We start from the raw sequence: 26659 nt of genomic DNA on the forward strand, positions 1-26659 counted from the left end.
GCATGATCACGACCCGGGCGCGCGGCCTGGCCAATCTCCATGCAGCGGCGACGACCTTGCTGGTCGGCGTCTTCTTCTGGGGGTATGCGAACGTGATCTATCACGTTCCGTTCGTGCGGCTGAGCCGCGACGTGAATCTGCTGCCGTATTTTCTCTGCATGCTCGGCGGCGTGCTGTGGTCGGCCCGTGATCTGGTGCGGATGGCGGCGCGGTTTCACGTATTGAACTGGACGGAGGCCGCGCGCTTTGCGGGCCGGCAGGTGATGTGGATGGCGCTGCTGACCTTCACGATGATGTTTGCGACCCAGGATCGCAGCATCAGCCGACTGTTTCTCGGCACGTTTCTGGTGTGGAGCTGGCTGGGTCTGACAATCCTCAACGCCCGGCTGCCGCGAACCCTCGCGCGACTGGTGTTTCAAAAAGGCCATCGACTGCCGACGGTGTTCATCGGCCGGCTGGCTTCGTTTTCGCGACTCGACGACTGGATCGCACGCAAGGCGCCCTTGGGGATTCACCCGGTCGGCGTGTTGTCCGACGAAAAGCCGGAGCCGGGTGCGACGGGCACGGTGCCGTGGCTTGGCCCGACGGCGGATCTCCGTCGCGTGCTCGCAGAGCGGCCGGTGGGGCAGGTGGTGCTGCTGGAGTTTCCGGCCACGGACGCGGAGGCGCGGGCAGTGATCGATCAATGTCAGGAGCACGGCTGCCGGCTGCTGATTCACAACAATCTCGAGGAGCGCTACACCCATCCGCTGGTGCCGATCGCCGAGGACGGCCGGCATTTTTATACGCTGCAGGAGGAGCCGCTGGAGGATCCGCTGAACCGGATTCTCAAGCGCTCCTACGATCTCGCGATCGCGGGCTCTGCGGTTCTGCTGGTGCTGCCGTGGCTCTGCGCATGGGTGGCACTGATGCAGCGACGCCAGGCGCCGGGACCGCTGTTTCACGTGCGCGAACGGCGGGGAATCCGCGGTGGCACGTTTCGCATGCTGAAGTTCCGTTCCATGCATGTCGGTTCCGGACACGCGGCGGACGAAGCCCGGCAGGCGAGGGCGGACGACGATCGCGTGTTTCCGTTTGGGCGCTGGCTGCGGCGCCGCAGCCTCGACGAATTTCCGCAGTTCTGGAATGTGCTGCGCGGCGACATGAGCGTGGTGGGCCCGCGGCCCTACATGCCGATGCTCGACGAAGAGTTTCGCGCCCAGACGAAGGCTTATCGCACGCGCCATCTCGTGAAGCCCGGCATCACCGGTCTCGCGCAGAGCCTCGGGTATCGCGGCGAGATCCTGGAGCGGGAGATGCTGGACCGGCGGCACTATTGGGATCTGCATTACATCGCGCACTGGTCGCTGTGGCTCGACGTGCAGATCACCGCCAGGACGTTCGCGCAGGTTTTGTTTCCACCGAAAACCGCCTATTAGCCGGTGCGGGCGTCCGCCCCATTTTGCCTGATTGTGACCGGGGGGCGGTTGCGCGGGGGCGGAAAGCGCATTTCTATGACGCCAGCCCCTTGCAGCGATGAACCTGCCGCCCACCCCTGCCGCCGAAGATGAGCTTACCCGGATCGAGTTGATGATCGCCCGGCGGGCTGACGAACTCATGCGACAACGTTCCGGGAGCGTGCCCCCGGCGGACGTGTGGCGCGAAGCCGAAGCCGAGGTCTGGGAGGCACATTCGGTCGCGGTCGAAGCCCACCCGTCCCGGCGCCGCAGGTCCGATATCGGGTGAACGCCGAGCCCTTCATCGGCGAACGCCGGGAACCCGCTTGTCCGGCCCGAACGGCGCCGAATTTCCTCGGTTGGCGGGGATGACCGCATCATGTTTCCGCCATGACCTTGCCGGAAGATTGTCGCGACATTCGGCGTGAGGGACGGGTGCTCTTCGCGCTGCTGCAGGCGCTCGCCGAGGAGAATCTGCTGGCGGGCAGTGCTGGCGAAGAGGCTTGGGGCGGAATCGTGCGGCGCATCCAGGATCATGCGCATCACGAAGCGGAGGCGGAGGCGTGTTACGAACTGCTGTTGCTGCTCGAGCAGGAAGGCCGCCTGGGAGCGCCGTGGGTGCAGTCACGATGGCGGGCGCTGCGCGAGCGTATTGAAGAACCGGATTCGCCGGCCGACGAAGCGCCGCCGGAGTGACGCCGCGCCGAGGCACGCGCCCGGCCTCGCAGGACACGAAAGGCGCTTGCATGGGTCGCGGGGATTCGCCGTCGTAGCGGCACCCCATGAACGTCCCGCTCGCCGCGACTGTTACCCCGCTTCATACCTGGCCCTTCGTCGTGCTGGCCGTGTCGGTCGCCTTCATTGTCGTGGCGATCACGCGGCTCCGGATGCACGCGTTTCTGGCGCTGATCCTCGCGGCATTTCTCACGGGATTCCTGGCCGACGGATTCAGCGAGGCCTCGCTCGCCCGGTTGCCGGCGGCGCTGCGCGACGAGGCGCAGGCGAACTCGTGGGTGGCGGCGATGGAGCTGACGGCGGTCGAGTTCGGCGGCGCGGCGGGGGCGATCGCGATTTCGATCGGCCTGGCGTCGATCATCGGCCTCTGCGTGATGGAGAGCGGCGGTGCGGACAAGGTCGTGCGGCGGTTTCTCGCGGTGTTCGGCGAGAAGCGCGCCGGCTGGGCGCTGCTGGCGAGCACCTACGTGCTCTCGATTCCGATTTTTTTCGATACGATGTTCATGCTGATGGTGCCGCTGGCGCGAGCGCTCCGGCTGCGCACGGGCAAGAGTTACCTGCTCTATCTTTTGGTGGTCGCCTCGGCGGCGATGATCACGCACAGCCTCACCGTGCCGCATCCGGGTCCGCTCGCGATGGTGGAGAATCTGCGCGTCGATCCCGGATTCTCGCTGGTGTGGAGCATCGTCGCCGGCGTGCCGCCGTGCCTCATCGGATATTTCGTGGCGCGCTGGCTGGATCGCCGGGACGAAGTGCCGCTGCGCGAAACGCCCGGGGCGACGATGGCGGATCTGGAGGCGATCGTGCACAAACCGGAGCGCGAGCTGCCGTCCTTCGCCGCGAGCATCGCTCCGGTCCTGCTGCCGATTCTGCTGATCGGGTTCGGTTCGTTTTGGAAAGTGTTCAGCGCGTATCCGCAGGTCGTGACGCTGTTCGGCGGAGCGGACCACATCGCACTGGCGACGAAGGTCATCGCGTTTGCGGGCAACAAGAACTTCGCGCTCAGCCTCGGTGCGGCGATTGCGATCGTGGTGCTCGCACGCCAGCGGCGCATGTCGCTGCAAACCGTCGGCGAGCTGCTTGAGCCTCCGATCGCCACCGCCGGCGTGATCGTGCTGATCACCGCGGCGGGCGGGGCGTTCGGTGGCATGCTGCGGCACGCGGGCGTCGGCGACGCCGTGAAGTCCCTCGCTGAAAGCTATCAGCTCAATCTGGTCATCCTCGCGTGGGTGACGGCGCTGGTGATTCGTATCGCGCAAGGTTCGGCGACCGTCGCGATGATCACGGCGTCGGCGGTGATGTGGCCGATGATCGACCCCGCGGCCAACGCGCCGCTGGCGTTTCATCCAATGTATATTTTTCTCGCGGTCGGCTTCGGTGCGTTCGGCTGCTCGTGGATGAACGACAGCGGCTTCTGGGTGGTCAGCAAACTGGGTGGGTTGACCGAAAAGGAAACGCTGAAGAGCTGGACGGTGATTGCGACGGTGCTCTCGGTGATCGGCCTCGTGATGACGTTCGCCGCGTCGCGACTGCTGCCGCTCGTGTGAGTGGCGGAGTAAATTTTTCGTGGTGGTAAACGGTCTGGCGGAAAGGCCAGGGCATCACCGGCTAGAGCGCTTGGCGCAAAACGGATTTCGATCCAAGGAGGGCACCGATTGCACGGAACGTTTGGAGTTCCGCGCTACCTGGCCGTTGGGACGACGGCCGCTACCAAGGGTCACTCCGTGCATTCTGTGCCTTCCGTGGTTTAAAAATTCGGGTCGAGGTAGGGGCGATCGTCCCGATCGCCAATCCGAGGTGGCAACGCTGTCTCACCGCGCTTGCCGGGTTTCACCGGTTTAAGAAAGAGCCAAAAGGTGGAAAGTTGGGACGCGTGTCCCACGCGTCCTGAGTTCGGCGGGCGCTACGCGAAGGAGGGCGCGAGCGGATCGGGCTTTCCTGAGCGAACTGGCGGACGGCTCGGAGAGCCGTCCCTACCGTTCCTAGTCGCTAAAACGACTTCGTGTAGGTGAGGCCGTTGGCGTCGGCGAACGTGAGCGCGTCGGGCGCCACTTTGATCAACTTGAGGCCGTGAGTGCGGTCGACGATGTCGTTCACCCGATAAACGCGGTCGTTCATCAAGACCTTGCTATCGCTGCCCGACGAACGGATGCCGGTCACGCGGATCGAATCCACGAACGTCTGAATCGCCGGGTCGGGCGGCGGCGCAATTTGCGGCAAGGGCAAAGGGGCCCCCGTCGGCGCGGCGTCGTTTGCCGCGGACGCGTCGGGCGCCGGAGTTGCATTCGACGCCGACGTGCCGTCGCCGCTCGCGCTCGCGTTCGCCGTTCCTTCGCCCGGCGAGGAAGGCGAGGGCGCTTTCGTCGCTTCGCCGGCCTGTATCGGTGCGGCCACGACGGGCGCGACGATCACCGGACTGGGTTCGCTGGATGTGGAGCTTGAAACCGGCGTTGGAGCGGGGCGCACGATCGTCGTCGCGACCGGCTTCGGCGGTTCGCGGTTTACGAGTGCGACCGTGATGACCACGGAAAGCACGACGAGCGCGGTCCCGCCGGCGGCGAGGAGGATGAAGAGTTGCGAGCGTCGGTCGCGGGCCTGGCGCGCTCGCGCGGCGGGGACGACTCCGTCGGCGTCCGTCGCGGCGGCGGCTTCCTGGGCGTGATGCAGCCGTTGGGCTTTCTTGAGGGCTTCGTTGATCAGGCTCATCGGGCGGCGTCAGCCGGTCAGGGTTTCGGTGTCGCGCACGGCGCGGCGCACATCCCAGTAATTCACCTCGTCGGAGTCACGAATGAAGGCGGCGAGGAGCGCCTTGTCACAAAGATTGTTCACGATGCGGGGAATCCCTTTGCTCTTTCGGTGAATGGCGCGGAGCGCCCAGCGCGTGAAGGCCGGCCGGCCGGTGCCGCCCGCGAGCGAGAGCCGGTGCTGGATATAGTGCTGCATGTCGAGCAGCGACAGCGGGTGCAGCTCGTAATGCACGAGGATGCGCTGCCGGAGCTGGCGGAGTTCCTCGCGCGCCAGCACGGTTTTCAACTCCGGCTGGCCCATGAGCACGATCTGCAGGAGCTTTTGCTTGTCGGTCTCGAGATTCGAGAGGAGTCGGATCTGTTCGAGCACGTCGAATTTCAAGTTCTGGGCCTCGTCGATGATCAGCACGATGTCGCGGCCGCGGTCGATGCGTTCGAGCAGCACGCGATTCATCTGGGCCACGAGGTCGTTCTGCGTGCGCGCAAACTTCGTTTCGCCGAGATCCGTGAGGATTGCCTTGAGCATCTGCGTCTCGGTGATCCGCGGATTGAGGATCAGCGCGGTGTCGTAACGCGCGGGATCGAGTTCGTTGAGGAAGCGACGGCAGAGCGTGGTCTTGCCGCAGCCGACCTCGCCGACGAGCACGATGAAGCCCTTGCGCTCCGCGATGCCGTATTTCAGGTGTTGGAGCGCTTCCTGATGCGTGGGGCTGAGATAGAGGAAGCGCGGGTCCGGGGTGATGTTGAAGGGCATCTCCTTGAACCCGTAAAAGCTCTGATACATCGGAGTTCCGAAAACTGCGCGCGGGTCGGGAAAACGCACGCCAAAAACCCGCGGGCGCCGGTCCGCGTCGGCGCGTCGCGGCGGTTTCGCGTTTCTTTGACGGGAAGTTCGTCATAAGCGCGCGGGATTCTGTCGCCAGCCGGACTCGTAAGTTCCGCGGCCGTCCGGAAAAGATTTGCGTGCGCAAAATGCCTTCCGTTCATCTGCCGCCCCGGCGTGAACACCCGCAAACTGATCGTTGGCCTCTACCTCCTGCTCTTCCTCGCCATCGGCGTGGCGTCCGGGATGTACTTCTGGGATGCGCGCGAGGAGTATATGCGTTTGCGAAAGATCGAGGCCGAGAACCGGCGGCGGCTCGCCGAAGCGGAAGCGCGTCTGCTGGAACAGGAAAAAATCCTCGAACGCCTCCGCACCGACCCGGTCTATGTCGAAAAAGTGATCCGGCGCCGGCTCGGCTACGCCAAGCCCGACGAGTTCATTTTTCGTTTCGAAGACTAAACACCCAACCTGATTCGCATGGCCCAGCATTCCTTGATCGAGAACTTCAACCGCGCCGGACAAGGCCACGTCTTTGCCTTCTTCGACCGGCTCGCTCCCGACCAACAGCGTCGACTCCTCGAGGCGGCCGCCGAAATCGATCTGGGTGAGATCGCGCAGCTGACGAAAACCTTGCTGGGGCAGGGCGCCGCCGCCGGCGTGAATCTAGAGGGTCTCGAGCCCGCGCCCTACGAACCGCTGCCGGAGCACGGGGGCGACGCCGCCGCGTGGGCGGAAGCGAAGGCGAAGGGTGAGGAGGCGCTCCGCGCCGGCCGCGTCGCGGCGTTCACCGTCGCCGGCGGACAAGGCACGCGTCTCGGCTACAATGGCCCGAAGGGCACGTTTCCCGTCACCCCGCTGAAACAGAAAACGCTTTTTCAGGTCTTCGCCGAAAAGATCCACGCCGCGGGCGTGCGCTATGGGCGTCCGCTGCACTGGTTCATCATGACGAGCCACCAGAATCACGCGGCGACCGAAGCTTTTTTTCAGGAGAACAGTTTCTTCGGTCTCGAGCGCGCCCGCGTGCATTTCTTCCGCCAGGGCCGCATGCCGGCGGTGAACTTCGAAGGCAAGATCCTGCTCGAAAGTCCCGGCTCGATCGCGATGTCGCCTGACGGTCACGGCGGTTCCCTGCGCGCACTCGGACGCAGCGGCGCGCTCGATGTGATGCAACGCGAGGGCGTGGACACGTTGAGCTATTTCCAGGTCGACAACCCGCTCGTGCGTTGCATCGACCCGGCCTTCATCGGCTGGCATCTGCTCCGCGGCTCCGAGATGTCGAGCAAGATGGTGCCGAAGGCCTATCCGGAGGAGAAACTCGGACATTTCTGCCGCCAGAACGGAAAACTCGTCGTCATCGAATACTCCGATCTGCCGATGACGATGCAGCGCGAGACCGATGCGAACGGCAAGCTGCGCTACGTCGCCGGGAGCATCGCGATCCATGTCCTCGATCGCGAATTCATCCGTCGCATGGCGGCCGGCGGCGACGCCTCGCTGCCGTTTCACCGTGCGGACAAAAAGATCCCGACCGTCGCCGCGGACGGCTCGGCGGTGAAGCCGGAAAAGCCAAATGGCGTGAAGTTCGAGATGTTCGTCTTCGACGCGCTGCCGTTCGCGAAGAACCCGGTCGTGATCGAGACGCGCCGCGCGGACGATTTTTCTCCCGTGAAAAACGCGGAGGGCGTCGATTCTCCCCAGACCTGCCGCGAGGATCAGCTGCGGCAATTCGGCCGCTGGTTGAAAGCCAACGGCGCCGCGTTCGAAGCCGACGCGTCGGGGTTGCCGCAAGCGACGGTGGAGGTTTCGCCGCGGTTTGGCTACGACGAGGACTCGTTTGCAGAGTCCTGGAAAAAATTGTCGCCCAAACCGGTGGTCCGTGACGGATTATACCTCGAATGACCGGCCGCGCGGCGCGCCTTCGCACTTCCCGCGCGCCGGATCCTGAGTTCAACCGCGATTCAACCCGGCCGCGCCCGCGCGCGCGGCATTCCTTCCTTCCATGACAATCCTCGATCGAGTCCAAGCCGCCGCCCGAAATTCGAAACTGTTGCCGAGCGCCGCCGAAAACATCGCGAGCTTCCTGGCTGCGCCGCTTCCGCCCTGGGCGCATAAAAGTATTGAAGAACTGGTGACGCAGGAGGCCTGGGACGAGTTGAACGACCGCTTTTATCGTTATCTCGAGTTCGGCACCGGCGGCATGCGCGGGCGGACGATTGGCGTCGTGTCGGCTCCGACCGAGACGGGCCGGCTGAGCGCAACCGGCACGCCCGAACACGCGGCCATCGGCAGCAACGTCCTCAACGATTTCACGCTGATTCGCGCGACCATCGGCCTGTATCGCTACATGGCGCGATACCTCGCCGCTCGCGGCCATACCGGGAAGCCGAAGCTCGCGATCGCGCACGATGTGCGGCATTTCTCGCGCCATTTCTGCGAGCTGGCGGCATCGACCTGGACCAAGCTCGGCGGCGAGGCGTTCATCTTTGACGGGCCGCGCTCGACGCCGCAGCTGAGCTTCACGGTCCGCCGGCTGAAGGCGCACACCGGCATCGTGATCACGGCCAGCCACAATCCGCCCCACGACAACGGCTTCAAGGCGTATTTCGAGGACGGCGCGCAGGTCGTGCCGCCGCATGACAAGGGGATCGTCGACGAAGTGAACGCCGTGCCGCTGGCGGAACTGGCGACCTTCGTGGACAAATCGCTGGCGGGGGTGACGACGCTTGGCGCCGATGCCGACCGCGCGTATTTCGACGTGGTGCGCAAGGCCGCCGTCGATCCGGAAGCGTTTCGCCGCACCCAGCTCAAGGTCGTGTTCACGAACATTCACGGCACCGGGGCGATCCAGTCCGTGCCGTTGTTGAAGGACGCGGGTTGCCTCGTGGACACGGTGCCCGAGCAACTCGCGTTCGACGGCCGCTTCCCGACGGTGAAGTCGCCGAATCCGGAAAACTCCGCGGCGCTCGCGCTGGCGGTGGCGCTGGCGGAGAAAAACGGCGCGGACGTCGTGCTGGCGACGGATCCGGACTGCGATCGCATGGGCTGTGCGGTGCGGAATCGCGCCGGTCAGCTCGAGCTACTCACCGGCAACCAGATCGGCGCGTTGCTGGCGGACTACCGGCTGGCGAAGTTCAAGGAGCTCGGCTGGATCCCGCCCGCCGGCTCGGCGAGCGTTTGCATCGTGAACACGTTCGTCACCTCGCAGCTGCAGGACGCGATCGGTCGCGGGCACGGCGTGAAAGTCATCAAGACCCTCACCGGCTTCAAGTGGATCGCCGCCAAGATGCGCCATTACGAGGAGCAGTTGAAGGCCGCGATGGGCGCCGGTTTCGATTACGACGCGACGCCGTTCGCGCAGCGCGTGCAGCTGCTCCAGCAGCACAGCACGTTCTATGCGTTCGGCTGCGAGGAAAGCTACGGGTATCTGCCGAACGACTACGTGCGCGACAAGGACGGCAACGCCGCGTGCCTCATGTTTGCCGAGGTGTGCGCGTGGGTGAAGGCCCGCGGGCTCACGATGACCGATTACCTGGACGAGCTCTTCCTCCGTCACGGCTTCTTCCTCGAGGGCACGATCAACCTCTATTACGAGGGCGCGAGCGGCAGCGCCAAGATCAAGCGCATCCTCGAGACCTATCGCTCGAATCCGCCGGAGAAGTTCGGCGACGTGACGGTCTCGAAGTTCGAGGACTTCGGCCGGCAGGACATCCGCGACGCCGACGGCGAACTGATTCCGAAGCAGGATCTCTACTTCGTGTCCTTGTCGAACGGATACTCCTTCGCGGCGCGCGGCAGCGGCACCGAACCGAAGATGAAGTTCTATCTCTTCGCGCGCGAGGACGTGAGCAGCGCGGCGGAACTCGCGGCGGTGAAGCAGCGGGTGAAGGCCACGCTCGATTCCCTGAGCCGGGAGATCGAAGCCGATGCGCAGCGTCGGGCCGGTAGCTGACGCTGCTGCGACGGGCGGTTCCGCGGCGGACGCTCGCAGCGGAACCTCTGACCAAGGCCGCGTTTTTGCGCGGACCAGTTGACGTTTTTTTTACGCGGTTCGTGCGTTTTGCGTCTGGCGAAAGCCCACGCGGACGCTCAGCAAGGAGGGCCATTCTATGGCATTTGGTCTTTTCGCTCCGACTCGCGCCTTGGCGCGTCGCGGCAGCAGGCCTTGGCGCGGCATCTTGCTGGCGCTGCTCCTGTTGTCGGGCCCGGCCTGGGCTCAGGCCCGCGCGCCCGCGGTCTCGAAGGAGTTCCAGATCAAGGCGGTTTTTCTCTACAACTTCGCGCAGTTTGTCGACTGGCCGGCGGAGGCGTTTGACGGACCCGGCAGCCCGCTTGTCATCGGCGTGCTCGGGCTCGATCCGTTTGGCGATTTCCTGGACGAGCTCGTGCAAGGAGAGGTCGTCAACGGCCGGCCGATCGTGGTCCGCCGCTACCGTTGGATCGGGGAGGTCGACGCCTGTCATGTGCTGTTCATCAGCGGGTCCGAGGGAGCTCATCTCGAGCAGATCGAGAAAACGATCGCGGGCCGCAGCATCCTGACGGTGTGCGATTGGGAAGGGCTCATGCGGCATGGAGGCATGATCCGGCTCTTCATGTCGGGCCGGCATGTGCGGCTGCAGATCAACCTCGCAGCCGCGCGCGCCGCGGGCCTGACGATCAGCTCGAAACTCCTGCGGTCCGCAGAGCAGGTCATCGCGGACAGTCCCTGATCATGCCGCTGCGCAACACGCCCATCCGCCGCAAGCTGGCCGTGATCATTCTCACGACCACCGGCACCGCGCTGCTGTTCATGTGTGCGTCGTTCTTCGCGTATGAGTATCTGACGTTCCGGCGTTCCACGATCGGTAATCTCGCGACGCTCGGCGAAGTGATTGCCGCCAACAGCACCGCCGCGCTGGCGTTCGACAATGCGGAGGATGCCACGCAGATCCTGTCGGCGTTGTCGGCCGAACGGCACATCGTCGCCGCGGCCCTGTATACGACGACGGGCGAGTTGTTCGCGCGCTATCCTGAGACGCTGCCGCCCGCGGAGCTGCCGCGATCGCCGGTTGACGCGGCCAGCCAGGTGCTGACCGGCTCGGTGGCGAGCATTCATCCGGTCGTCGCGAAAGGGAAGAACCTCGGCACGCTCTACCTGCAATCGGACATGGGAGCGCTCGAGGAGCGGGTGCGGCTTTACGGATCGATCGCGGTCCTGGTGGTCGTCAGCTCGCTGCTCGTCGCGTTTCTGCTGTCCCAGCAGTTGCAGCAGCAGATCACCCGGCCGCTGCTCGGACTCGCCGACACGGTGCGTCTCGTGTCGGAAAAGAAGGACTTCACCGTCCGGTCGGTGAAGCATGGCAATGACGAGATCGGCGTCCTCACCGATGCGTTCAACGACATGCTGGCGCAGCTGCAGATGCGCGAACGCGTCGCGCGGGAAAGCGAGGCGCGGCTGCGTGCCGTGCTGAATTCCGCCGTGATCGCGGTCATCGTCGTCGACGATCGCGGACGGATCGTCGACTGGAACGCGTGCGCCGAAAAGATGTTCGGGCGTGCGCGCGGCGAGGCGATGGGAATGGACCTGGGCGCGATGCTCGCGCCCCTCGATCCCGCGGCCGGGGCCTCGGGCATGCGGCGCTTCACCCACCGCGTGGACGCGGCCGCCCTGCAGTGGCCGATCGAAACAACGGGACAACGTCGCGACGGCACCGGCTTTCCGGTCGAAGTGGCGATCAGCCCGATCATCACCGGCGGCGTGATCACGTTCTGCGCCTTCGTCAGCGACCTGACCGAACGCAAGCGCGCGGAGGCCGAGTTGCAGGCGTTCAACCAGCAGCTGGAGAAGCGCGTGGAGCAGCGGACGCAGCAGCTCGAGAGCGCGAACAAGGAACTGGAGGCGTTTTCGTATTCGGTTTCCCATGACTTGCGCGCGCCGTTGCGGCATATCGACGGCTACACGGCGATGCTGGCGGCGCACGTCGGGCCCGGACTCGACGAAAAAGGCCGCCGTTATCTCACGGTCATCAGCGAGGCGGCACGGCGCATGGGCCGGTTGATCGACGATCTGCTGAGCTTCTCGCGTCACGGCCGCGCCGAGTTGCGGTTCGGTCCGGTGAACCTCCGCGGGCTGGTCGAGGAGGTGAAGCGTCAGCTCCACAACGAAACGGCCGGGCGCACTATCGACTGGCGGATCGACGAACTGCCGGAGGTCTGCGGCGACGTCGCCATGCTGCACCAGGTGTTCATGAATTTGATCGGCAACGCGCTGAAATACTCCCGCAATCGCGAGCAGGCGCTCATCGAAATCGGCGCCACCGTCACCGATGGCGAGATCACGGTGCACGTCCGCGACAACGGGGCCGGCTTCAATCCGAAATACAAGGACCGCCTTTTCGGCGTGTTCCAGCGGCTGCACTCCGAAAGCGAGTTTGAAGGCACCGGCGTGGGACTCGCCAATGTGCAGAGGATCGTCCATCGCCATGGCGGTCGCGTGTGGGCCGAGGGCGAAGTGAACGTCGGCGCGACGTTTTATTTCACGCTGCCGACGCGGCCCGGAAAAGCGGATCCCGCCGCCGCGATCTAGACGAGCGATGGAGATTAACCACGAAATACACGAAACACACGAAATCGATCCGACCTGAAGAGCCCACGGAATGCACGGAAAACACGGAATTCAGACGATGAATCGGTGATCCCGCCGCGGGCTTCGGCTTTTCTGTGTGTTCTGTGGGCCTTTCCATTTTCGTGTAGTTCGTGGTTCTGCCCATCAGCCGGATGTTTCGCTTAACGCCTCCCCATACATCGAGTGATACAGCCGCTCGATCGTGGTCTCCGGATCTTCGAGCGTCATCGTCTCCTTGATCTTGCTCACGTAGATCCCGAACGAGAACGGACTCACCCGATCGATCGCGCGCAGGTCCCAAGGCTGCTCATGCACCGCGTCCAGGAAATCGAGCGCTCGCGGCAGATCGAGGAAGCGCAGCGTCGCCTCGGCATAAGCTTCGAGCAGCAGCGGGTGGTCGGGCTCGTGCTTGCGCAGCACCTCGAACAGGATCTCGGAGCTCCATTGCAGCATGCGAGCGCCGCGCTCGGCGCCATGCACGCGACGTGGGACCATGAGGCCGGTTTGCGCGACGCCGCGAAACTGCCATTTGACGAGCGACGCTTCCGCGAGCGCGGCGCGCAACGCCTCCTCGGCGCCGCTGCGACGGAAGAGGTCGCGCAGCTCGGCGAGGGTCATCTCCTGGAAACCGCGCAAGCTGAGCAGAAATCCGTAGTCGTCGATCGTCACCAAGGCGTTGCCGCCTTTCGTTTCCTGCACGCGCTGCGCCACGATCCGGGAGAGCGCGTCGTTCGCCGAGCGTCCGATCAGCGAGTGGAAGAAATAGTGTAACAAGTCGCCCTCCTGATACCGCTCGATGAGAAACGCAGCGGAAGTCGGGATCGCGGAAATCCTCGCCTGCAGTTCGAAATGTTCCACCAGCGCGCGGGCATTGCGCGCGGAAAGACCGTATTCGGAGATCAGGAAGTCGATCGCTGCCCTGCCTGAGGCACCCGGAGGGAGTCGGCTGGCGACTTCGGTCCGCAGGCGCACGACCTCGGCGGCGAGGCCGGAGGCCAGCGGCATCTTGTTCGCATACCAGCGCGGCACGGTCGGGAGCGCGCTGTCGGCGGCGACGACGTGCGCGGTCAACAGATGCGTTTTCGCCAGCCGCACCGTGCGTCCTCCCAAAACGAAGACATCGCCCACGCGGATGTTCTTCATGAACGATTCCTCGATCTGGCCGAGATTCCGGCGCCCGAGGCGAACCTGCACCATGCTCTCCGTGTTGATCGTGCCGATGTTTTGGTAAAACGCGCGGGCGACGCGCGGATGCGGCAGGCTCAGGCAACCGGATTCGTTGACCCGGACCTTGCCGAAGACGTTCTCGTAATTCCGCTCCAGCGACGCTCCGCCACCGCGCAGGTAATGCAACACGCGATCAAACTGAATGCGCTCGAGCTGCCGGAACGGATAACTGCGACGCACCAGCGCGAACGCCTCGTCGGGCGTCACGCTCCCGAAGACGGCGAGGCCCACCAGCGTCTGGGCGAGGACGTCGAGCGGATTGTCGTGAACTTTCACCGGTTCGAGCTCGCGGCGCGCCATCATGCGCGCGGTGACGGCGCATTCGGCGAGATCGTTGATGTTGCTCGCGACGAGCAGCCCGTGGCTCGTGCGCCCGAGCGAGTGGCCGGAGCGGCCGATCCGCTGCAGCGCGCGGCTCACGCCCTTGGGCGCGGACACCATCACGACGAGATCGATCGAGCCGATGTCGATGCCCATCTCGAGTGACGTGGAGCAGACGACCGCGCGCAGTTCGCCGCGTTTCAGCCGATCCTCCACCTGCAACCGCACGCCGCGATCGAGTGACGCGTGGTGCACCTCGATCATTTCGCTGAGCTCCGGCAACAGCTGCTTGAGGCGATGACCGATCGATTCGGCGCCGCTGCGCGTGTTCGTGAAAATGAGAGTCGTTTCGTGTTTTTCCAGCAGGGTGCCGAGCTCCTGCAAGACGCGCGTCGCTGTGTAACCGGCCGGAGGATACGCATGATCGCGCAGCGGCGAGAAGACCTCGATGCGGGCGGGCCGGCGCGAGACCACTTCGACGATCCCGCAGGGACGGCCGGGCCCGACGAGAAATGCGGCAACCGTCTCCAGCGGCGAAATGGTCGCGGAGAGCCCGATCCGCACGAGGCGCTGTGAATTTGGATGCTCTGTGGAACGCACGTAGGGACGGCTCTCCGAGCCGTCTGCCACCTCGACCACTTCCTCCAGCCGCTCGGCCGCGACCATTAGCATCGCCCCGCGTTTGTTCTCCGCGAGGGCGTGGAGTTCGTCCGCGATCAGGAAGCGGACGGATTTGAACGCACCGATCCACGCCGGCTGGCTGAGCATCAGCGTGAGGCTTTCCGGCGTCGTCACCAGGATGTGCGGTGGCCGGCGACGCTGGGCGGCGCGTTCCTTCGGCGTCGTGTCGCCGGTGCGGGCGGAGACGCGGAGCCAGTCCCAGCCGAGCTGGGCCAGTGGTTCCTCCAAATTTTTCCGGATGTCGTAGGCGAGCGCGCGGAGCGGGGACACGTAGACGGCGACGATCCCGTTGGGCAACGCGTCGCGATCGTGCAACCGCCCGAGCACGTCGAAGACGGACAGAAACGCGGCGAGGGTTTTCCCGCTGCCCGTCGGCGACGTGAGCAGCGTCGAGCGCCCGGCGAGGATCTCGGGAACGGCCTGCAGTTGGGCGGGCGAAAAGTGCTGGAAGCGGGTCCGAAACCAGGTCGCCAGCGCGGGCTGGAGGGTGGCGAAAAGTCCGGCTTCGGAGAGCGCCGGCTCGGTGACGCGGGTGAACATCGTGGCGCGGCGCTAACCCGAGAACGAGAAGCTGGCCGCGAGCTTGCGGCACGTTTCGAGCGTATCGATGTCGCGCACGGTCTTGTCGGGACGCAGCCGGGCGATCCGCGGAAAACGCAGCGCGAAACCGCTTTGGTGGCGCTTGCTCGGCTGGAGAATGTCGAACGCCACCTCGATCACCGTATCCGGAATCACCTCGCGATAGCGGCCATGCACGGCCAGGGTGCGATCGAGGAAGTGCTGGGTCAGCGTGGCGATCTCCGCGTCGGTGAGACCTGAATACGCTTTGCCGACGGTGAGCAGGCGGTTGTCGTTTTCCTCGTCGCGAATCGCGAAGGTGTAATCGCTCAGCACGTCGCGGCGTTTGCCGTGACCGTATTCGACGCCGACGACCACGACGTCGAGCGTTGCGTAGGCCTTCTTCAGCTTCAGCCAGGCAAGTCCTCGTCGACCGGGCGTGTAGAAACTGTCGGGGTCCTTCGCGATGAGGCCCTCGTTGCCGCGCTGCCGCGACGCGAGAAAGGCCGCCTCGATGTCGAGCGCCGTTTGCGCGAAACGCACCGGCGCGACGGGGAAGCGAGCGGCGAGCCGGTGGTCCGGCGTGGTCAGCAGATTCTCCAGCAGCGCGCGACGCGTGCGGAGCGGCTCCTTGAGCAGGCTGCGACCGTTCAGCCACAGCAGATCGTAGAACGAGATCGAAACGGGGATGTCGGCGCCGAGGAAAAAATCGTCGCCGCCCGTGCGGCCGAGGCGCTTCTGCAATTCCGCAAAGGGCAGGGCGCGTCCGTCGCGCCAGGCGAGCAGCTCGCCGTCGGCGATGAAATCGCCGGGGATTTCCGCCGCGGCGCGGACGACGTCCGGGAATTGCGCGGTGATCCGGTTCAGATCGCGCGAATAGAGTTCGATGCGGTCGCCGGCTTTGTGGAGCTGGCACCGGATGCCGTCGTATTTTTCCTCGAGCCAGATCGAGAGCGGTGCGGGGGCAGACGGTGCGTTCTCGTCCGCTTGCGGGGTGTGGACGGCGGATGCAGACGGACGGCTCGGAGAGCCGTCCCTACCGGCAGCGAAGCGGTCGACGATCGCTTCGGCGGTAGGCTCGGGGCTCGCGAGCATGAACTGCAGCGGGTTGAAGACCGTGAGCTCGATCGCAGCGAGCCGGTTCTCACGGGCGGCGCGAGTGACGGCGGCGATATCGCCGCAGAGCATGTTCGCCTCGCGCACCGACTCGAGCGGCTGATCGGCGGCGACGGCAATCGCCTCTTCGAGCAAACCTTCTTTCAGCCCGATGCGCAGATCGCCGGTGATGATCTTGACGAGATAGCGCGCTTCGTCTGGCGAGCGCGCGGCGAGGCGAGCGCGAAACAGGTCGAGCTTGGCGGCCGGTCCGCGCGCGGCGGCGACGGCGTCGAAGAAGCCCGCGAGGTCGGCGAGGGTGGTGGCTCGAGTTGAGGGTTGAGCGTTGAGGGTTGAGAGAAAGGAAGGGCGCTGCGCGAGCACGGCGCCGGTCGCATCGCCCGCGTCCGCGTAACGATGATACGCGGCGCGATAATCGGCTTCGTTGGTGCCTGCGACTTCGAGCACCGCGCGTTTGATGATCGCCCAGCCGAGATTGAGGTTGCGCGGGTCGCGTTGGGGAAAGGCGCGACCGGTGAGAAACGTGGCGGCGATCGCCGCGTCGTCCGGAGACAGGGCGGCGAGATAGGCGCGCAGAAGTTCGATCTTTTCGAGCTTCTTCGGCGTCGCTTTCACGGCGTCGGCCGCGACGACGAAACGTGCAAACGCGTCCGCTGCCGCTGGCGGCGTGGTGATGTTTTCAGACGGCGCTGCCTGCGGTTCGGCGAGCGGAACGATCGCTGTCGTTGCTGGAAAACGCGGTGCGGCGGCGCCGGCGATGCCGAGTTCGAGCTGGTTGGGTTCACCGATGGCCCAGGCTTCGATTCCGCGTTCGCGCAGCGTGCGGGCAAACTCCTGCGCGAAACCGTGCAGGGTCAGCACGCGACGCGGCTGGACGGCTTCGACGAAGCGCAGCAGATCGGGATAGTCGGCGTGGTCCGACAGCGGAAACGCTGCATCGCACTGGTAGCGGTAAATCGCGCCTGGATCCATCGCCCAGCCGGTCACGACGGCGGTGCGGGCGCGCGGGATGCGCCGGACGAAAGACGACTCGCGCGACTGCGGAGGGCAGATCACGACATGGCCCGCGAGCTCGGTGACGTTGAAATCCCGATACGGCGGAAACGCGATGCCGAGTTCCTCGTAGACGCGCGTGAGGCGGTGCGTTTGCGGATGCAGCATCACCGGCAGTCGGGCGGCCGCGAGGCCGGAAAGCAGTTCCTGGCTCTTGCCGAGACTGTAGCCGAACAGCACGGGCGTGCCGCCGTCGCTGAGCGTCTCCTGGCAGAAGTGCGCGATGTCCTGCAGCACCTTCTCGGTCGGGGGAAACACGTAGTGTGGGCGGCCGAACGTTGTTTCCATGATGAGCGTGTCGGCGTGCGGCGTGGCGCAGGGCTCGGCGGAGAGGCCGCGGCGCAGTTTGAAGTCGCCGGTGTAAAGGAGCGAGCCGTGTTGGGGATGTTCGAGCAGCGACTGCGCCGATCCGAAAATGTGCCCAGCAGGGTGCAGCGTCACCGCGCAGTCGGCGGTGAGCGCCTCGGTTTGGCCGAACGGCAGCACGTGCTCGATGCGTTCGCCAGGCAGTCGCGCTTGCATGAGACGCGCGGTGCCGGCCGAGCAGAGAATCTCGCGGTGCAGTGCCGTGTGATCGGAGTGTGCGTGCGAGACGAACGAACGATGCACGGGATCGTGCGCATCGAGCCACCAGTCGAGCTGGGGCAGATAGACGCCGCGATCGAACTTGATATCCCAGGACATGCGAAGCGAAGCGCAAGGGACGCAAACCGGCCGGCGAGGCAAGTGGCACCGCGGTGCGGCGGCGGTTGGTCAGGCAGGGCGGGGCTCTGGCCCCGACGTTCGAGATGCTCGCCGGTTCAAAACCCGGCGGGGTCGGAAGATCCCGCCCTACATCGGATGGCGGTCGGACTACCGCAGGCCGAGAAAGCTCAGTCCGATCAGGAGCAACAACGCGACGCCGACGGCCCACCAATACCATGCGAGGCCGTTGACGCGACGGTCGGGCGCGCGGGAAGGCTTCGCGGCTTCGTGTTCATCCTCCCAGGCGTCGTCGGGCAGTTCCATCCCGTCGTAAATCGAACTTTCGCGCCAGCCCGTGCGTTCGTCGGCGCCACATTCCGGACAAGCGAGGGCGTTGCGCGGGATCTCGGCGCCGCACTGGGCACATTCGGAAGGAGGAGGCGGGCGGCGCATCAGGGCACAGCGGACAGCGACGGGTTGCCTTTGTCGACTCCGACGGGCGTCGTGAAATATTTCCGGCGCACCAGCCGCCAGGCTGTGACAAAAAACGCGGTCAATGGAATCGCGAGCAGCATGCCGAGGACGCCGCTGAACGCGGTGCCCCAGAAAAAGACGGCGACGATGATCGCAACCGGGTGGAGGCCGGTCTGATGGCCCATGACCTTCGGCGTCAGGATCCAGCCTTCGATTGCCTGCACGAGCACGAAGACCAGCAAAACGAGACCGACCAAATGCCAGCCACCTTCCGGCTGGAAAAACGCGAGCGGCAGCGCGACGGCGAGGCCGATGATCGAGCCGAGATACGGGACGATATTGAGGATCCCGAGCACCAGGCCGATGAAGAGGCCGAACTTCAGGCCGATGAGGCTGAAGCCCGCTGCGAGCAGCACGCCCATGATGAGGCCGATGACGAGTTGGCCGCGGAAGAACGCCTCGATGATCGCGACGAATTCCCGCACGAGAAAAACGATGTCGTCGCGCAGCGGCGTCGGAACGAACGACAGGTGTTGGTCGAGATGCCGGGTAGGCTCGCCGCGCGCGAGCAGGAAGAAAAACAGGTAAACCGGGATGATCGCGACATACGTGAAAAACCCGAACACGCCGATCACGCCGCCACCCGCTGCCTTGAGAGACGGCAGGGCTTCTTTGAAAAGCGATTGGGTCTGTGAGACCACCGTTTCGCTGATCTGGCGCACGGTCGGGTTGTCGAGCTGGCGCTGGATCACGTCGACCCACTCCGGGTAGTGGCCGCGCACGTAGTCGTAGGCCTTCTGCCAGAGGGTCGGCAGGTAGAGGACGAAGTTGACCGTCTGATCGATCAGTGGCGGCAGGACGGCGATCAGCAGGCCGGCGATGGCGAGCACGACGATGCCGTAAAGGAGGATGACCGCGGCCAACCGGCGGTGGCCGAACCGGCGCGACAGCCGGTCGACGAGCGGACGGAGGATCAGGGCCAGCACGCCGGCGGTGGCGAGCGGCCAGAGCACATTGGAAAAATAACTGATCGAATTTCCCAAAACGATCAACGCGCCGACGATGAGCGCCGCGGATCCGAGCACCGCCAGCAACGTCAGTGCGACACCGACGAGCTTGCGCTGGGTAGGATTCAGGAGAGGGATGGGCTCGGGCGGCATGGCGCGGAACGTGTCGCAGCGAATCGAGCCGCAGAGGGCACGCAAGCCTGCAACGGGCCGGTCGCTCCGGCAAAAAACTTTAACCCGGCGAGCGGACGATGTAGCGTGAGGGTGTCGTGAACTCATCGATGCCATGAACGCGGAATCCGTTCGCCTGCCTTGGCTGCGCCGTTTCGCCCTGCGGTTGGGGATGCTGGCTCTGGTCGGCGTCAACCTGGAGGCCGCCCCGATCAAATTCATCGCGGTCAGCGCGACCGCGGTGCGCGATTACGCCCGCCCCCTCGGCGACGACGGTCAGCCGCGACCGCAAACCTACGTGTTTACCGAAGGGAAATTCTTCGCCGGTCGCACGGTCGATCGCAGTCAAAGCCGCACCCGGTTCACGGACGTGGCGGAGGCGCTTGCGCCGCAGCTGGCGAAGCAGGCGTATTTTCCCACCAAGGACGCGGCGACGGCCGATCTCCTGCTGATGGTGCACTGGGGCACGACGACGGTTTACGAAGATCCGCAAAAGGAATTCCACGCGGAGCGGATCAACGAGGCGCTGAACGAGTATCGCAGCGCCGCGGCCGCCAACGGCGGCGATGCCGATCCGGGCGCGTTGAATGCGGCGCTGAACGAAAGGTCCAATGGTTCTGCGAGCGCGCAGGGCGCGATCGCGCGGAATGCCGCGTTGCTCGGCTACCGCGAGGTGCTGGAGCGCGAGCAGCGAAAGGTGTTTTCCAGCGCCGATGAGCAGACGATGAACGAGGAGCTGAATGAGGAGCGCTATTTCGTGATCGTGATGGCCTACGACTACGCGTTCATGCGGCGCGAACATCAGCCGCGCCTGCTCTGGGTCACCCGCATCAGCGTGCGCGCCGCCGGGAATAATTTCACGGAAGCGATCCCGGCGATCGCGGAAGCCGGCTCGCCGGTGTATGGACACCACCTGCCTGGCATCCAGCGCGTCGACATCAAACGCCGTGTCGGCCAGGTGGAATTCGGCGAGCTCAAGACGCTCGGGCCGGTCGAGGAATCGGAAACGAAGGAAACTGCCAAGTGACCGCTCAGATCGGCGGCGCAACCGGTTCTCTCCTTGACAATCTAGGGGAAGGTGGTTTCTTCCTAGATAATCTAGGAGAGGAGCCATGCCGGACAAAAAAGCCGATCTGCTGCAGGGGACGCTGGACCTGCTGATTTTGAAAGCGCTGCAGCACGAACCGATGCACGGTTTCGGCGTGGCGATGCGAATTGCGCAGATGTCCAAGGACATGCTGCAGGTGGAGCAGGGATCGTTGTATCCTGCGCTGTATCGATTGGAGGATCAGGGCTGGATCGAATCCGAGTGGGGCGTTTCGGAAAACAACCGGAAAGCGAAGTTCTACTCGCTGACCGCTTCCGGCCGGAAGCAGCTCCAGGCCGAGGAGCGGAGCTGGGCGAAGCTCTCGACCGCGATCAACCTGGTGCTGGGCAACGCGTGAGTCGCGCGAAGGTCGTGAATGCCATTCCAGAGGATTTTCTCCGCGCGCTGCGACAGAGCGGGTTGGAGGAGTTTTTCTGCGAGTGCCCTTACGTTCACCGGGCCGATTACCTGCGCTGGATCGCGACCGCCAAGCGGCCGGCGACGCGCCGGGAGCGCATCCAGAAAGCCGTTGTGCGGCTGTTCGGCCAGTGGACGGACGAGATGCGGACCGCTCGGACGGCTTTCGCAACCGTGAACGCGGCGAGTGCCTGCCGCGCTTCCGTGTGAGGCATCAATCTTCCCCGGCCAGACGAATCCCGCGCCCTATGAAATTCACCTCAGTTCTGCGTTCATGGTGGCGCCGAGAGCGAATGGACGTCGAGATGTCGCAGGAGATTCGGATCCATCTCGAGATGCTCGAGCAACGCTATCGCGCGTCGGGCATGAATGACGATGAGGCACGCTACGCCGCGCTGCGACGGTTCGGCGGAGTGGAGCAGATCAAGGAGCGTTGTCGGGAGCAGCGCGGGTGGACCTGGCTCGAGAACAGCTTTCGCGATCTGCGATTCGCGGCCCGGTCGCTCCGGCGGGCGCCCTTGTTCAGCGGCGCGGTCATCGCCACCCTGGCGCTCTGCATCGGCCCGAACACCGCGATTCTGACCGTGCTGTATGCGCTGGTGCTGAAGCCGGCGCCATTCCACGAACCGGAGCGGCTGGTTCAGGTTTACAACGCCTTCGAAAAACTGGGCGGAGGGCGCAGCCGGCAGGCCGGCAGCGTGCCGCAATACCGGGATTTCCAGGCTCACGCGGACTTGTTCGAGGGATTTGCGTTGATGCGTTACGCGGGCACGACGCTGGATGACGACACCGCGCCGCAGCGGGTGATGGGCATGCGGGTGACGGCGGGTTTCTTCGATCTGCTCGGAGTGCGTCCGTTGCTCGGTCGGTTTGGCACGCCGGAAGAAGATGCGGTCGGCGCTGACCGGGTGCTCGTATTGACCAGGACCTTTTGGGAATCCCAATTCAACGCGGATCCGGGTGTGATCGGACGCACGGTGCGACTTGGCGGGGAACCGTGGACCGTCATCGGCGTGGCTCCCCGCAGCGTCGAGGTGCTCGACCGCTACACGCAATTTTTCAAGCCCTTCGAATCCGTGCCCAACGAGGTGGATCCGCGGGCGCGTTACAGCGGGAGAGCGACTTTGTTCGGTCGCTTGAAACCGGGCGTCACGCGCGCGGTCGCGGAGGCGCAGCTGAGTGCGGTTGACCGCCGCTATCTCGACGAACTGGCGGCGTCCGCGACCCGGACCTATTTCGAATACACGGGCCACCGGGTGCGGGTCGAGAGCATCGGGGCGCAGGTCGCGGACCTGGTGCGGCGGCCGCTCACGTTGTTGCAGGTCGGGGCGGGTTTTGTGCTGCTGATCGGCGCGGTCAACGTGCTGAACCTGATGCTGGCGCGTGCGAATACGAAGCGGCCGGAACTGGCGATCCGGCATGCGCTCGGTGCGGGGCGCGCGACGCTGATGCGACAGCTGATCGCGGAGAGCGTGTTGCTCACGGCGATGGCGACCGCACTGGGCGCGGGAATGGCGTGGGCCGCGGTGCGCATGATCAATGTTTACCTGCCGATGTTCGCGGGATCGGCGGCGCCGGTGCAGGTCGAGTTGTCGATGGTCGGAGTGGCAGCCGCCGTGGCGCTCGGGCTTGCGCTCGTGGTCGGCGCGGTGCCGTTCGCGCTGGTGTGGAAACGCGGCTTGAAACTGAACGAAACTCGCACCGCCTCGGCGGGGACCAGCGCGCGCGTGCTCGGTGGCGCCCTGATCGTGGTGCAGGTGGCGATCGCGTTGCTGCTCCTCGTAGGCGCGGGGTTGTTGGGACGAAGTTTCGCGCGGGTGCTGGCCACGGATCCCGGCTTCGACACCTCGAATCTCGTGCAGGGACGCATGGCCGTTCCCAAGGCGTTCGAACCGGTCGACGCCAATGTCGGATTGCAGCGGCGCATCGTCGAGGGATTGCGGGAGATCCCGGGCGTCGAAGGAGCGGCGCTGGTGTTCGATTATGCGCTGGCGGGGAGTTTTCGATCGTCACCGTTTGTGATCCGTGGAGAAGCGGCGAGCCCGGGTGCAAACCGACCGCTGGTGGCGGTCGATCCCGTGTCGCCGGAATTTTTCGAGACGCTGCGGATCACGCTGCTCGAAGGGCGAGGCTTCACCTACGCAGACGATATCCGCAGCAGTCCGGTGCTGGTGGTCGACGATCTGTTTGCGCAGCGATATTTTCCCGGTCGCAGCGCGGTGGGGCAGGAGGTCGCGTTGTCGGATCGGCCGCCGCCGGACGGTCGGCCGTGGCCGCGAATCGTCGGGGTGGTCCGTCGGCCGCAGCTCTCCGGTTTGGAGGCGCGCGACGGCGTGCCGATTGTATTCATGCCGATGGTACAACAACCGGCCTTCGGGTTCTCGTTCGTCGTGCGCTCTCCCCGCGAGACCGGCGATCTCCTCCGGGAAATCCGACGCAAACTGCACGCGATCGAACCGACGCTGCCGTTGTACGGGACGGCAACCATCGAGGAGGGCCTGGACAGCCTGATGATGGGGCGGCGCGGCGTGACGCTGCTGATCGGTGCCTTTGCGGGGCTGGCGCTGGTGCTCGCGGGGATCGGTCTTTATGGCGTGCTCGCTTACGATGTGTCGCAACGCACGCGCGAGATTGGGATTCGCGGAGCGATCGGTGCGACGCGCACTCAGATCGTCGCGATGATCCTGCGGCAGGGGATGTGGCGCACCGGGCTGGGCGTGGCCATTGGTTTCGTGGCGGCAATTTACCTCACGCGGTTCCTTCAGGCGTGGCTGTTCGATGTCGGAAGATTCGATCCGATCGCGTTCGCCGGGGTCTCGTTGTTGATGCTGGCAGTATCCCTGCTCGCGTGCTGGCTGCCGGCGCGGCGGGCGGCGAGGGTGGATCCGATGGTGGCGCTCCGGTGCGAGTGAAAGCAGAAGGTGGCAAGTTGATCGCAAGCCGCACATGAGACTTTTCCGACAATTGAGCGCGCTGTTCCGGAGGAGGGCCCTCGAGGCCGAGATGGCCGAGGAGATGCGTCTGCATCTCGAGCTGCAGACGGAGAGGAACATCGCCGCCGGGATGAGCGCCGAGGACGCGCGTTACGCCGCGCTGCGGCAGTTCGGCGGAGTGGAGCAGATCAAGGAGGTCGCGCGCGCGCAGCGCAGCTTCGGCTGGCTCGAGGACGGCGTGAAGGACATCCGTTTCGCGGCGCGCATGCTGCGGAAAACTCCGTCGTTCACCATCGTCGCCGTCGTGTCGCTCGCGATCGGGATCGGCCTGAACACCGCCGTGTTCAGCATCATCAACGCGATTTTTTATCAGACGATTCGCGGCGTGCCGCAGCCGGAACGCGTGCTCTTTTTCAACGGTCCGCGCCTCTCGTGGTCGCAACTGGAAGCGCTGCGCGAGCAATTGGCGCCTGTGGCTCAGGTGCTCGGTGCTGCCGGGTTCGAGGCTACGGTGGCCGTCGAAAATGTAGAGCGGACGGCGCGCGTCGGTGTGGTGAGTGCCAATCATTTCTCCACGTTTGGTGTGCGGACGGCACAGGGAAGACTGTTCGCGGCGGAGTCGGCTTGCGCGCTGACCGGCGGTTCGGTCGCCGTGCTGAACCATGCATTCTGGCGGGAGGCACTCGGCGCCGATCCCGGAGTGCTTGGGCAAAGTCTCCGGGTCGACGGCACGCTCGTGACGGTGATCGGCGTCGCCGCGCGCGATTTTCACGGACCCGGTCCGGAAGGTCCGGCCTTGTGGGTGCCGGTGGGCGCGCTCGCTGACGCGGGCCCGACGCAGTTCGCGGCGTTCGGACGACTCAAGCCCGGCGTTTCGCTCGCGCAGGCGCAGGCGGCGGTCGACTTAGTCGTTGCGCGCTCGCCGGACGTTTTTGGCACCGACCTGAGCTTTCGACTTTCGCTTGGGCGCGAGGATTGGCGCGGCGAGATGTCGGCGGCGAAAAAAGCGGAATTTTTTCTCGTGACGACGGTGCCGCTGGTCGTTGCGGGCGGGCTGTTGTGGATCGCGTGTTCGAACGTCGGTAATCTCCTGCTCGCCCGCGCGGTGCAGCGGCGGAAGGAGATCGCGATCCGGCTGGCGAGTGGAGCGACACGTGGGCGGCTGTTGCGCATGTTGATGGCCGAAAGCCTCCTGCTCGCGGCCTTGGGCGGCTCCGCAGGACTGTGGTTTGGCGCGGTGACTCTCGATTTCGTATTCGCCACCCTCGCGGACTTCGGAGCCTTCTCCGTGCAGCTGGACGCGCGCGTGTTTGCCTACACCGGCGCGGTGAGCGTTGTGGCTGCGTTGCTGTTCGGACTCGTGCCGGCCCACCAGGCAGTCCGACCGGATGTCAACGCGACGTTGAAAGGTGAAAGCGATTCGCCGGCGTTTCGGAGCTCGCGGCTGCGCGGGTTTTTCCTGATCACGCAGATCGCCTCGAGCTTCGCGTTGCTCGCGGTGGCGGGCACGTTCGTGAAGTCTCTGGTGGCAGAGGCGTATGTCGGCGCACAGGCGCAGCGCATGGACCGGCTCGCGTATGCGCCATGGCCTCACGCTGCGGATGAAGCGACGGCGACGGCGCAGCGCGAGGAGGCGCGGTCCCGCGTGTTGGGGATCGACGGAGTGGCGGACGCGGCGTGGGTGGAGGGACTCGGCGCAGAAAAACGCCGCTTCGGCCGCAGGAAATCGACGAGCGCGGAGACGGCAGACCTGCGGCCCGAGGTATGGTTGCGGCGGGTCGACGAACACTATTTCGCAGTGGTGGGGGCGACGGTGCTGCGTGGCTCGTCTGCGTTTGGACGCGTTGCGGAAGGAGCGGTGCGGCAGGTGGTGGTGAACCGCGCGATGGCGAAGCGCTTCTGGTCGCGCCCGGACGCGGTCGGGGAACATTTCGAAGTGGAAAACCAGAGCTACCTCGTCGCGGGGATCGTCGAGGATGGCGGCAGCGAACCCACGGTTTACGACGGGCTGCCGCTGCGCGCCACGAACGAGCGCGGGTTGCTCATCGCGACGAAAGGGAGCGCAGAAGACGCGACGGTCGCGATCAACGACGTGTTGCGAAATGTGGCGGCGGAGACGATCACCCCGCGCGCGCTGCCGCTGCGCGAAATTGCCTTCAGGACGATGACACAGTTGACGCAACTTGCGGTGTTTGTCGGCGGACTCGCCCTGGCGCTCGCCGCCTCGGGGATCTACGCGTCGATGGCGTTTTCGACGAGCCAGCGCACCCAGGAGATCGGAGTGCGGATGGCGCTCGGAGCGACACGCGCAGCGGTGTTGCGTCTGGTGCTGGCGGGTGGATTGAAAACGGTGGCGTGGGGTGGGACGCTCGGGGCTGCCGTCGCGGTGACGGGCGTTCGTTTGTTGTTCGGTCTTCTGACCGGGGCACCTTCGCAGGTCGACGTGGTGGCGTTTGCTAGCGTGGCGATCGTCTTCGCCGTGGTGGGCATCGGGGCCTGTGGATGGCCGGCGATCCGGGCGGCGCGCGTGGACCCGATGGTGGCGCTGCGTTACGAGTGAGCGAGGCTGCAGGTCGCGGCGCCGGTTG

The 26659-nt window shown here is 65.3% G+C and carries 20 protein-coding genes; 14 read left to right on the forward strand and 6 right to left on the reverse strand.

Annotation, left to right across the window (positions count from 1 at the left end):
* Nucleotides 1–2 precede the first annotated feature (2 nt).
* The 4 genes from AC6RV7_RS14355 (at nucleotide 3) to AC6RV7_RS14370 (ending at nucleotide 3718) form a co-directional block, all read left to right on the forward strand.
* Nucleotides 3–1418, forward strand: coding sequence for an exopolysaccharide biosynthesis polyprenyl glycosylphosphotransferase (locus AC6RV7_RS14355; protein WP_500094699.1), 1416 nt, complete (start codon nucleotides 3–5; stop codon nucleotides 1416–1418).
* Nucleotides 1419–1515: 97 nt separating this feature from the next.
* Nucleotides 1516–1725, forward strand: coding sequence for a hypothetical protein (locus tag AC6RV7_RS14360; RefSeq protein ID WP_500094700.1), 210 nt, complete (start codon nucleotides 1516–1518; stop codon nucleotides 1723–1725).
* Nucleotides 1726–1826: 101 nt separating this feature from the next.
* Nucleotides 1827–2132 (forward strand): hypothetical protein, encoded by a 306-nt coding sequence (locus tag AC6RV7_RS14365; protein WP_500094701.1) that lies wholly within the window; start codon nucleotides 1827–1829, stop codon nucleotides 2130–2132.
* 86 nt (nucleotides 2133–2218) lie between these two features.
* Nucleotides 2219–3718, forward strand: coding sequence for a GntP family permease (locus tag AC6RV7_RS14370; protein WP_500094702.1), 1500 nt, complete (start codon nucleotides 2219–2221; stop codon nucleotides 3716–3718).
* A gap of 442 nt (nucleotides 3719–4160) precedes the next feature.
* Here the strand turns inward: AC6RV7_RS14370 and AC6RV7_RS14375 are convergent, their stop codons facing one another.
* Nucleotides 4161–4877, reverse strand: coding sequence for a hypothetical protein (locus AC6RV7_RS14375; protein ID WP_500094703.1), 717 nt, complete (start codon nucleotides 4875–4877; stop codon nucleotides 4161–4163).
* 9 nt (nucleotides 4878–4886) lie between these two features.
* The gene (locus tag AC6RV7_RS14380) at nucleotides 4887–5702 is read right to left on the reverse strand and encodes an ExeA family protein (RefSeq protein ID WP_500094704.1); all 816 of its coding nucleotides are present in this window, start codon (nucleotides 5700–5702) and stop codon (nucleotides 4887–4889) included.
* A 216-nt stretch (nucleotides 5703–5918) separates the two neighbouring features.
* Between AC6RV7_RS14380 and AC6RV7_RS14385 the strand changes: the two genes are divergently transcribed.
* The 5 genes from AC6RV7_RS14385 to AC6RV7_RS14405 all read left to right on the forward strand — a co-directional run bounded on the left by AC6RV7_RS14385 (nucleotide 5919) and on the right by AC6RV7_RS14405 (nucleotide 12303).
* A complete protein-coding gene (locus AC6RV7_RS14385) occupies nucleotides 5919–6200 on the forward strand; it encodes an FtsB family cell division protein (protein WP_500094705.1) in 282 nt (93 codons plus the stop codon).
* An 18-nt stretch (nucleotides 6201–6218) separates the two neighbouring features.
* Nucleotides 6219–7640 carry a UTP--glucose-1-phosphate uridylyltransferase gene (locus AC6RV7_RS14390; RefSeq protein ID WP_500094706.1) on the forward strand — a complete coding sequence of 474 codons (1422 nt, stop codon included), beginning with the start codon at nucleotides 6219–6221 and terminating at the stop codon, nucleotides 7638–7640.
* Nucleotides 7641–7740: 100 nt separating this feature from the next.
* Nucleotides 7741–9690, forward strand: coding sequence for a phospho-sugar mutase (locus tag AC6RV7_RS14395; RefSeq protein WP_500094707.1), 1950 nt, complete (start codon nucleotides 7741–7743; stop codon nucleotides 9688–9690).
* 157 nt (nucleotides 9691–9847) lie between these two features.
* On the forward strand, nucleotides 9848–10447 hold the full coding sequence (locus tag AC6RV7_RS14400; RefSeq protein ID WP_500094708.1) for a TOL_0243 family YfiR-like periplasmic protein: 600 nt from the start codon (nucleotides 9848–9850) through the stop codon (nucleotides 10445–10447).
* A gap of 2 nt (nucleotides 10448–10449) precedes the next feature.
* Entirely contained in the window at nucleotides 10450–12303 is a 1854-nt protein-coding gene (locus tag AC6RV7_RS14405) for a sensor histidine kinase, YfiR-like protein-associated (RefSeq protein WP_500094709.1), read from the forward strand.
* Between the two features lie 183 nt (nucleotides 12304–12486).
* On the opposite strand, the gene AC6RV7_RS14410 is transcribed toward AC6RV7_RS14405, so the two are convergent.
* The 4 genes from AC6RV7_RS14410 to AC6RV7_RS14425 all read right to left on the reverse strand — a co-directional run bounded on the left by AC6RV7_RS14410 (nucleotide 12487) and on the right by AC6RV7_RS14425 (nucleotide 19616).
* Entirely contained in the window at nucleotides 12487–15111 is a 2625-nt protein-coding gene (locus tag AC6RV7_RS14410; RefSeq protein ID WP_500094710.1) for a DEAD/DEAH box helicase, read from the reverse strand.
* 12 nt (nucleotides 15112–15123) lie between these two features.
* On the reverse strand, nucleotides 15124–17982 hold the full coding sequence (locus AC6RV7_RS14415) for an ATP-dependent DNA ligase (RefSeq protein ID WP_500094711.1): 2859 nt from the start codon (nucleotides 17980–17982) through the stop codon (nucleotides 15124–15126).
* A gap of 168 nt (nucleotides 17983–18150) precedes the next feature.
* A complete protein-coding gene (locus AC6RV7_RS14420) occupies nucleotides 18151–18435 on the reverse strand; it encodes a zinc ribbon domain-containing protein (protein WP_500094712.1) in 285 nt (94 codons plus the stop codon).
* Entirely contained in the window at nucleotides 18435–19616 is a 1182-nt protein-coding gene (locus tag AC6RV7_RS14425) for an AI-2E family transporter (RefSeq protein WP_500094713.1), read from the reverse strand. Before AC6RV7_RS14425 ends, AC6RV7_RS14420 begins: the two co-directional genes overlap by 1 nt.
* Before the next feature lie 133 nt (nucleotides 19617–19749).
* On the opposite strand from AC6RV7_RS14425, the gene AC6RV7_RS14430 reads away from it, so the two are divergent.
* The 5 genes from AC6RV7_RS14430 to AC6RV7_RS14450 all read left to right on the forward strand — a co-directional run bounded on the left by AC6RV7_RS14430 (nucleotide 19750) and on the right by AC6RV7_RS14450 (nucleotide 26631).
* Nucleotides 19750–20661: a hypothetical protein gene (locus AC6RV7_RS14430; protein ID WP_500094714.1), complete on the forward strand. Its 912-nt coding sequence runs from the start codon at nucleotides 19750–19752 to the stop codon at nucleotides 20659–20661.
* An 85-nt stretch (nucleotides 20662–20746) separates the two neighbouring features.
* Nucleotides 20747–21079, forward strand: a complete 333-nt coding sequence (locus tag AC6RV7_RS14435) for a PadR family transcriptional regulator (RefSeq protein WP_500094715.1) — start codon at nucleotides 20747–20749, stop codon at nucleotides 21077–21079.
* A 14-nt stretch (nucleotides 21080–21093) separates the two neighbouring features.
* A complete protein-coding gene (locus AC6RV7_RS14440; protein WP_500094716.1) occupies nucleotides 21094–21348 on the forward strand; it encodes a YdeI/OmpD-associated family protein in 255 nt (84 codons plus the stop codon).
* 38 nt (nucleotides 21349–21386) lie between these two features.
* Nucleotides 21387–24050, forward strand: a complete 2664-nt coding sequence (locus AC6RV7_RS14445; protein ID WP_500094717.1) for an ABC transporter permease — start codon at nucleotides 21387–21389, stop codon at nucleotides 24048–24050.
* 34 nt (nucleotides 24051–24084) lie between these two features.
* On the forward strand, nucleotides 24085–26631 hold the full coding sequence (locus tag AC6RV7_RS14450) for an ABC transporter permease (RefSeq protein WP_500094718.1): 2547 nt from the start codon (nucleotides 24085–24087) through the stop codon (nucleotides 26629–26631).
* Nucleotides 26632–26659: the final 28 nt, after the last annotated feature.

The sequence above is a fragment of the Opitutus sp. sgz309028 genome (assembly GCF_059821195.1).

Excerpts from the sequence above, each read along its gene's own strand:
- AC6RV7_RS14425 (WP_500094713.1), bottom strand. The coding sequence starts at position 19,616 with ATGCCGCCCGAGCCCATCCCTCTCCTGAATCCTACCCAGCGCAAGCTC.
- AC6RV7_RS14380 (WP_500094704.1), bottom strand. The coding sequence starts at position 5,702 with ATGTATCAGAGCTTTTACGGGTTCAAGGAGATGCCCTTCAACATCACC.
- AC6RV7_RS14390 (WP_500094706.1), top strand. The coding sequence starts at position 6,219 with ATGGCCCAGCATTCCTTGATCGAGAACTTCAACCGCGCCGGACAAGGC.
- AC6RV7_RS14445 (WP_500094717.1), top strand. The coding sequence starts at position 21,387 with ATGAAATTCACCTCAGTTCTGCGTTCATGGTGGCGCCGAGAGCGAATG.
- AC6RV7_RS14375 (WP_500094703.1), bottom strand. The coding sequence starts at position 4,877 with ATGAGCCTGATCAACGAAGCCCTCAAGAAAGCCCAACGGCTGCATCAC.
- AC6RV7_RS14405 (WP_500094709.1), top strand. The coding sequence starts at position 10,450 with ATGCCGCTGCGCAACACGCCCATCCGCCGCAAGCTGGCCGTGATCATT.
- AC6RV7_RS14370 (WP_500094702.1), top strand. The coding sequence starts at position 2,219 with ATGAACGTCCCGCTCGCCGCGACTGTTACCCCGCTTCATACCTGGCCC.
- AC6RV7_RS14450 (WP_500094718.1), top strand. The coding sequence starts at position 24,085 with ATGAGACTTTTCCGACAATTGAGCGCGCTGTTCCGGAGGAGGGCCCTC.
- AC6RV7_RS14435 (WP_500094715.1), top strand. The coding sequence starts at position 20,747 with ATGCCGGACAAAAAAGCCGATCTGCTGCAGGGGACGCTGGACCTGCTG.
- AC6RV7_RS14395 (WP_500094707.1), top strand. The coding sequence starts at position 7,741 with ATGACAATCCTCGATCGAGTCCAAGCCGCCGCCCGAAATTCGAAACTG.
- AC6RV7_RS14420 (WP_500094712.1), bottom strand. The coding sequence starts at position 18,435 with ATGCGCCGCCCGCCTCCTCCTTCCGAATGTGCCCAGTGCGGCGCCGAG.
- AC6RV7_RS14365 (WP_500094701.1), top strand. The coding sequence starts at position 1,827 with ATGACCTTGCCGGAAGATTGTCGCGACATTCGGCGTGAGGGACGGGTG.
- AC6RV7_RS14360 (WP_500094700.1), top strand. The coding sequence starts at position 1,516 with ATGAACCTGCCGCCCACCCCTGCCGCCGAAGATGAGCTTACCCGGATC.
- AC6RV7_RS14410 (WP_500094710.1), bottom strand. The coding sequence starts at position 15,111 with ATGTTCACCCGCGTCACCGAGCCGGCGCTCTCCGAAGCCGGACTTTTC.
- AC6RV7_RS14415 (WP_500094711.1), bottom strand. The coding sequence starts at position 17,982 with ATGTCCTGGGATATCAAGTTCGATCGCGGCGTCTATCTGCCCCAGCTC.
- AC6RV7_RS14355 (WP_500094699.1), top strand. The coding sequence starts at position 3 with ATGATCACGACCCGGGCGCGCGGCCTGGCCAATCTCCATGCAGCGGCG.
- AC6RV7_RS14400 (WP_500094708.1), top strand. The coding sequence starts at position 9,848 with ATGGCATTTGGTCTTTTCGCTCCGACTCGCGCCTTGGCGCGTCGCGGC.
- AC6RV7_RS14430 (WP_500094714.1), top strand. The coding sequence starts at position 19,750 with ATGAACGCGGAATCCGTTCGCCTGCCTTGGCTGCGCCGTTTCGCCCTG.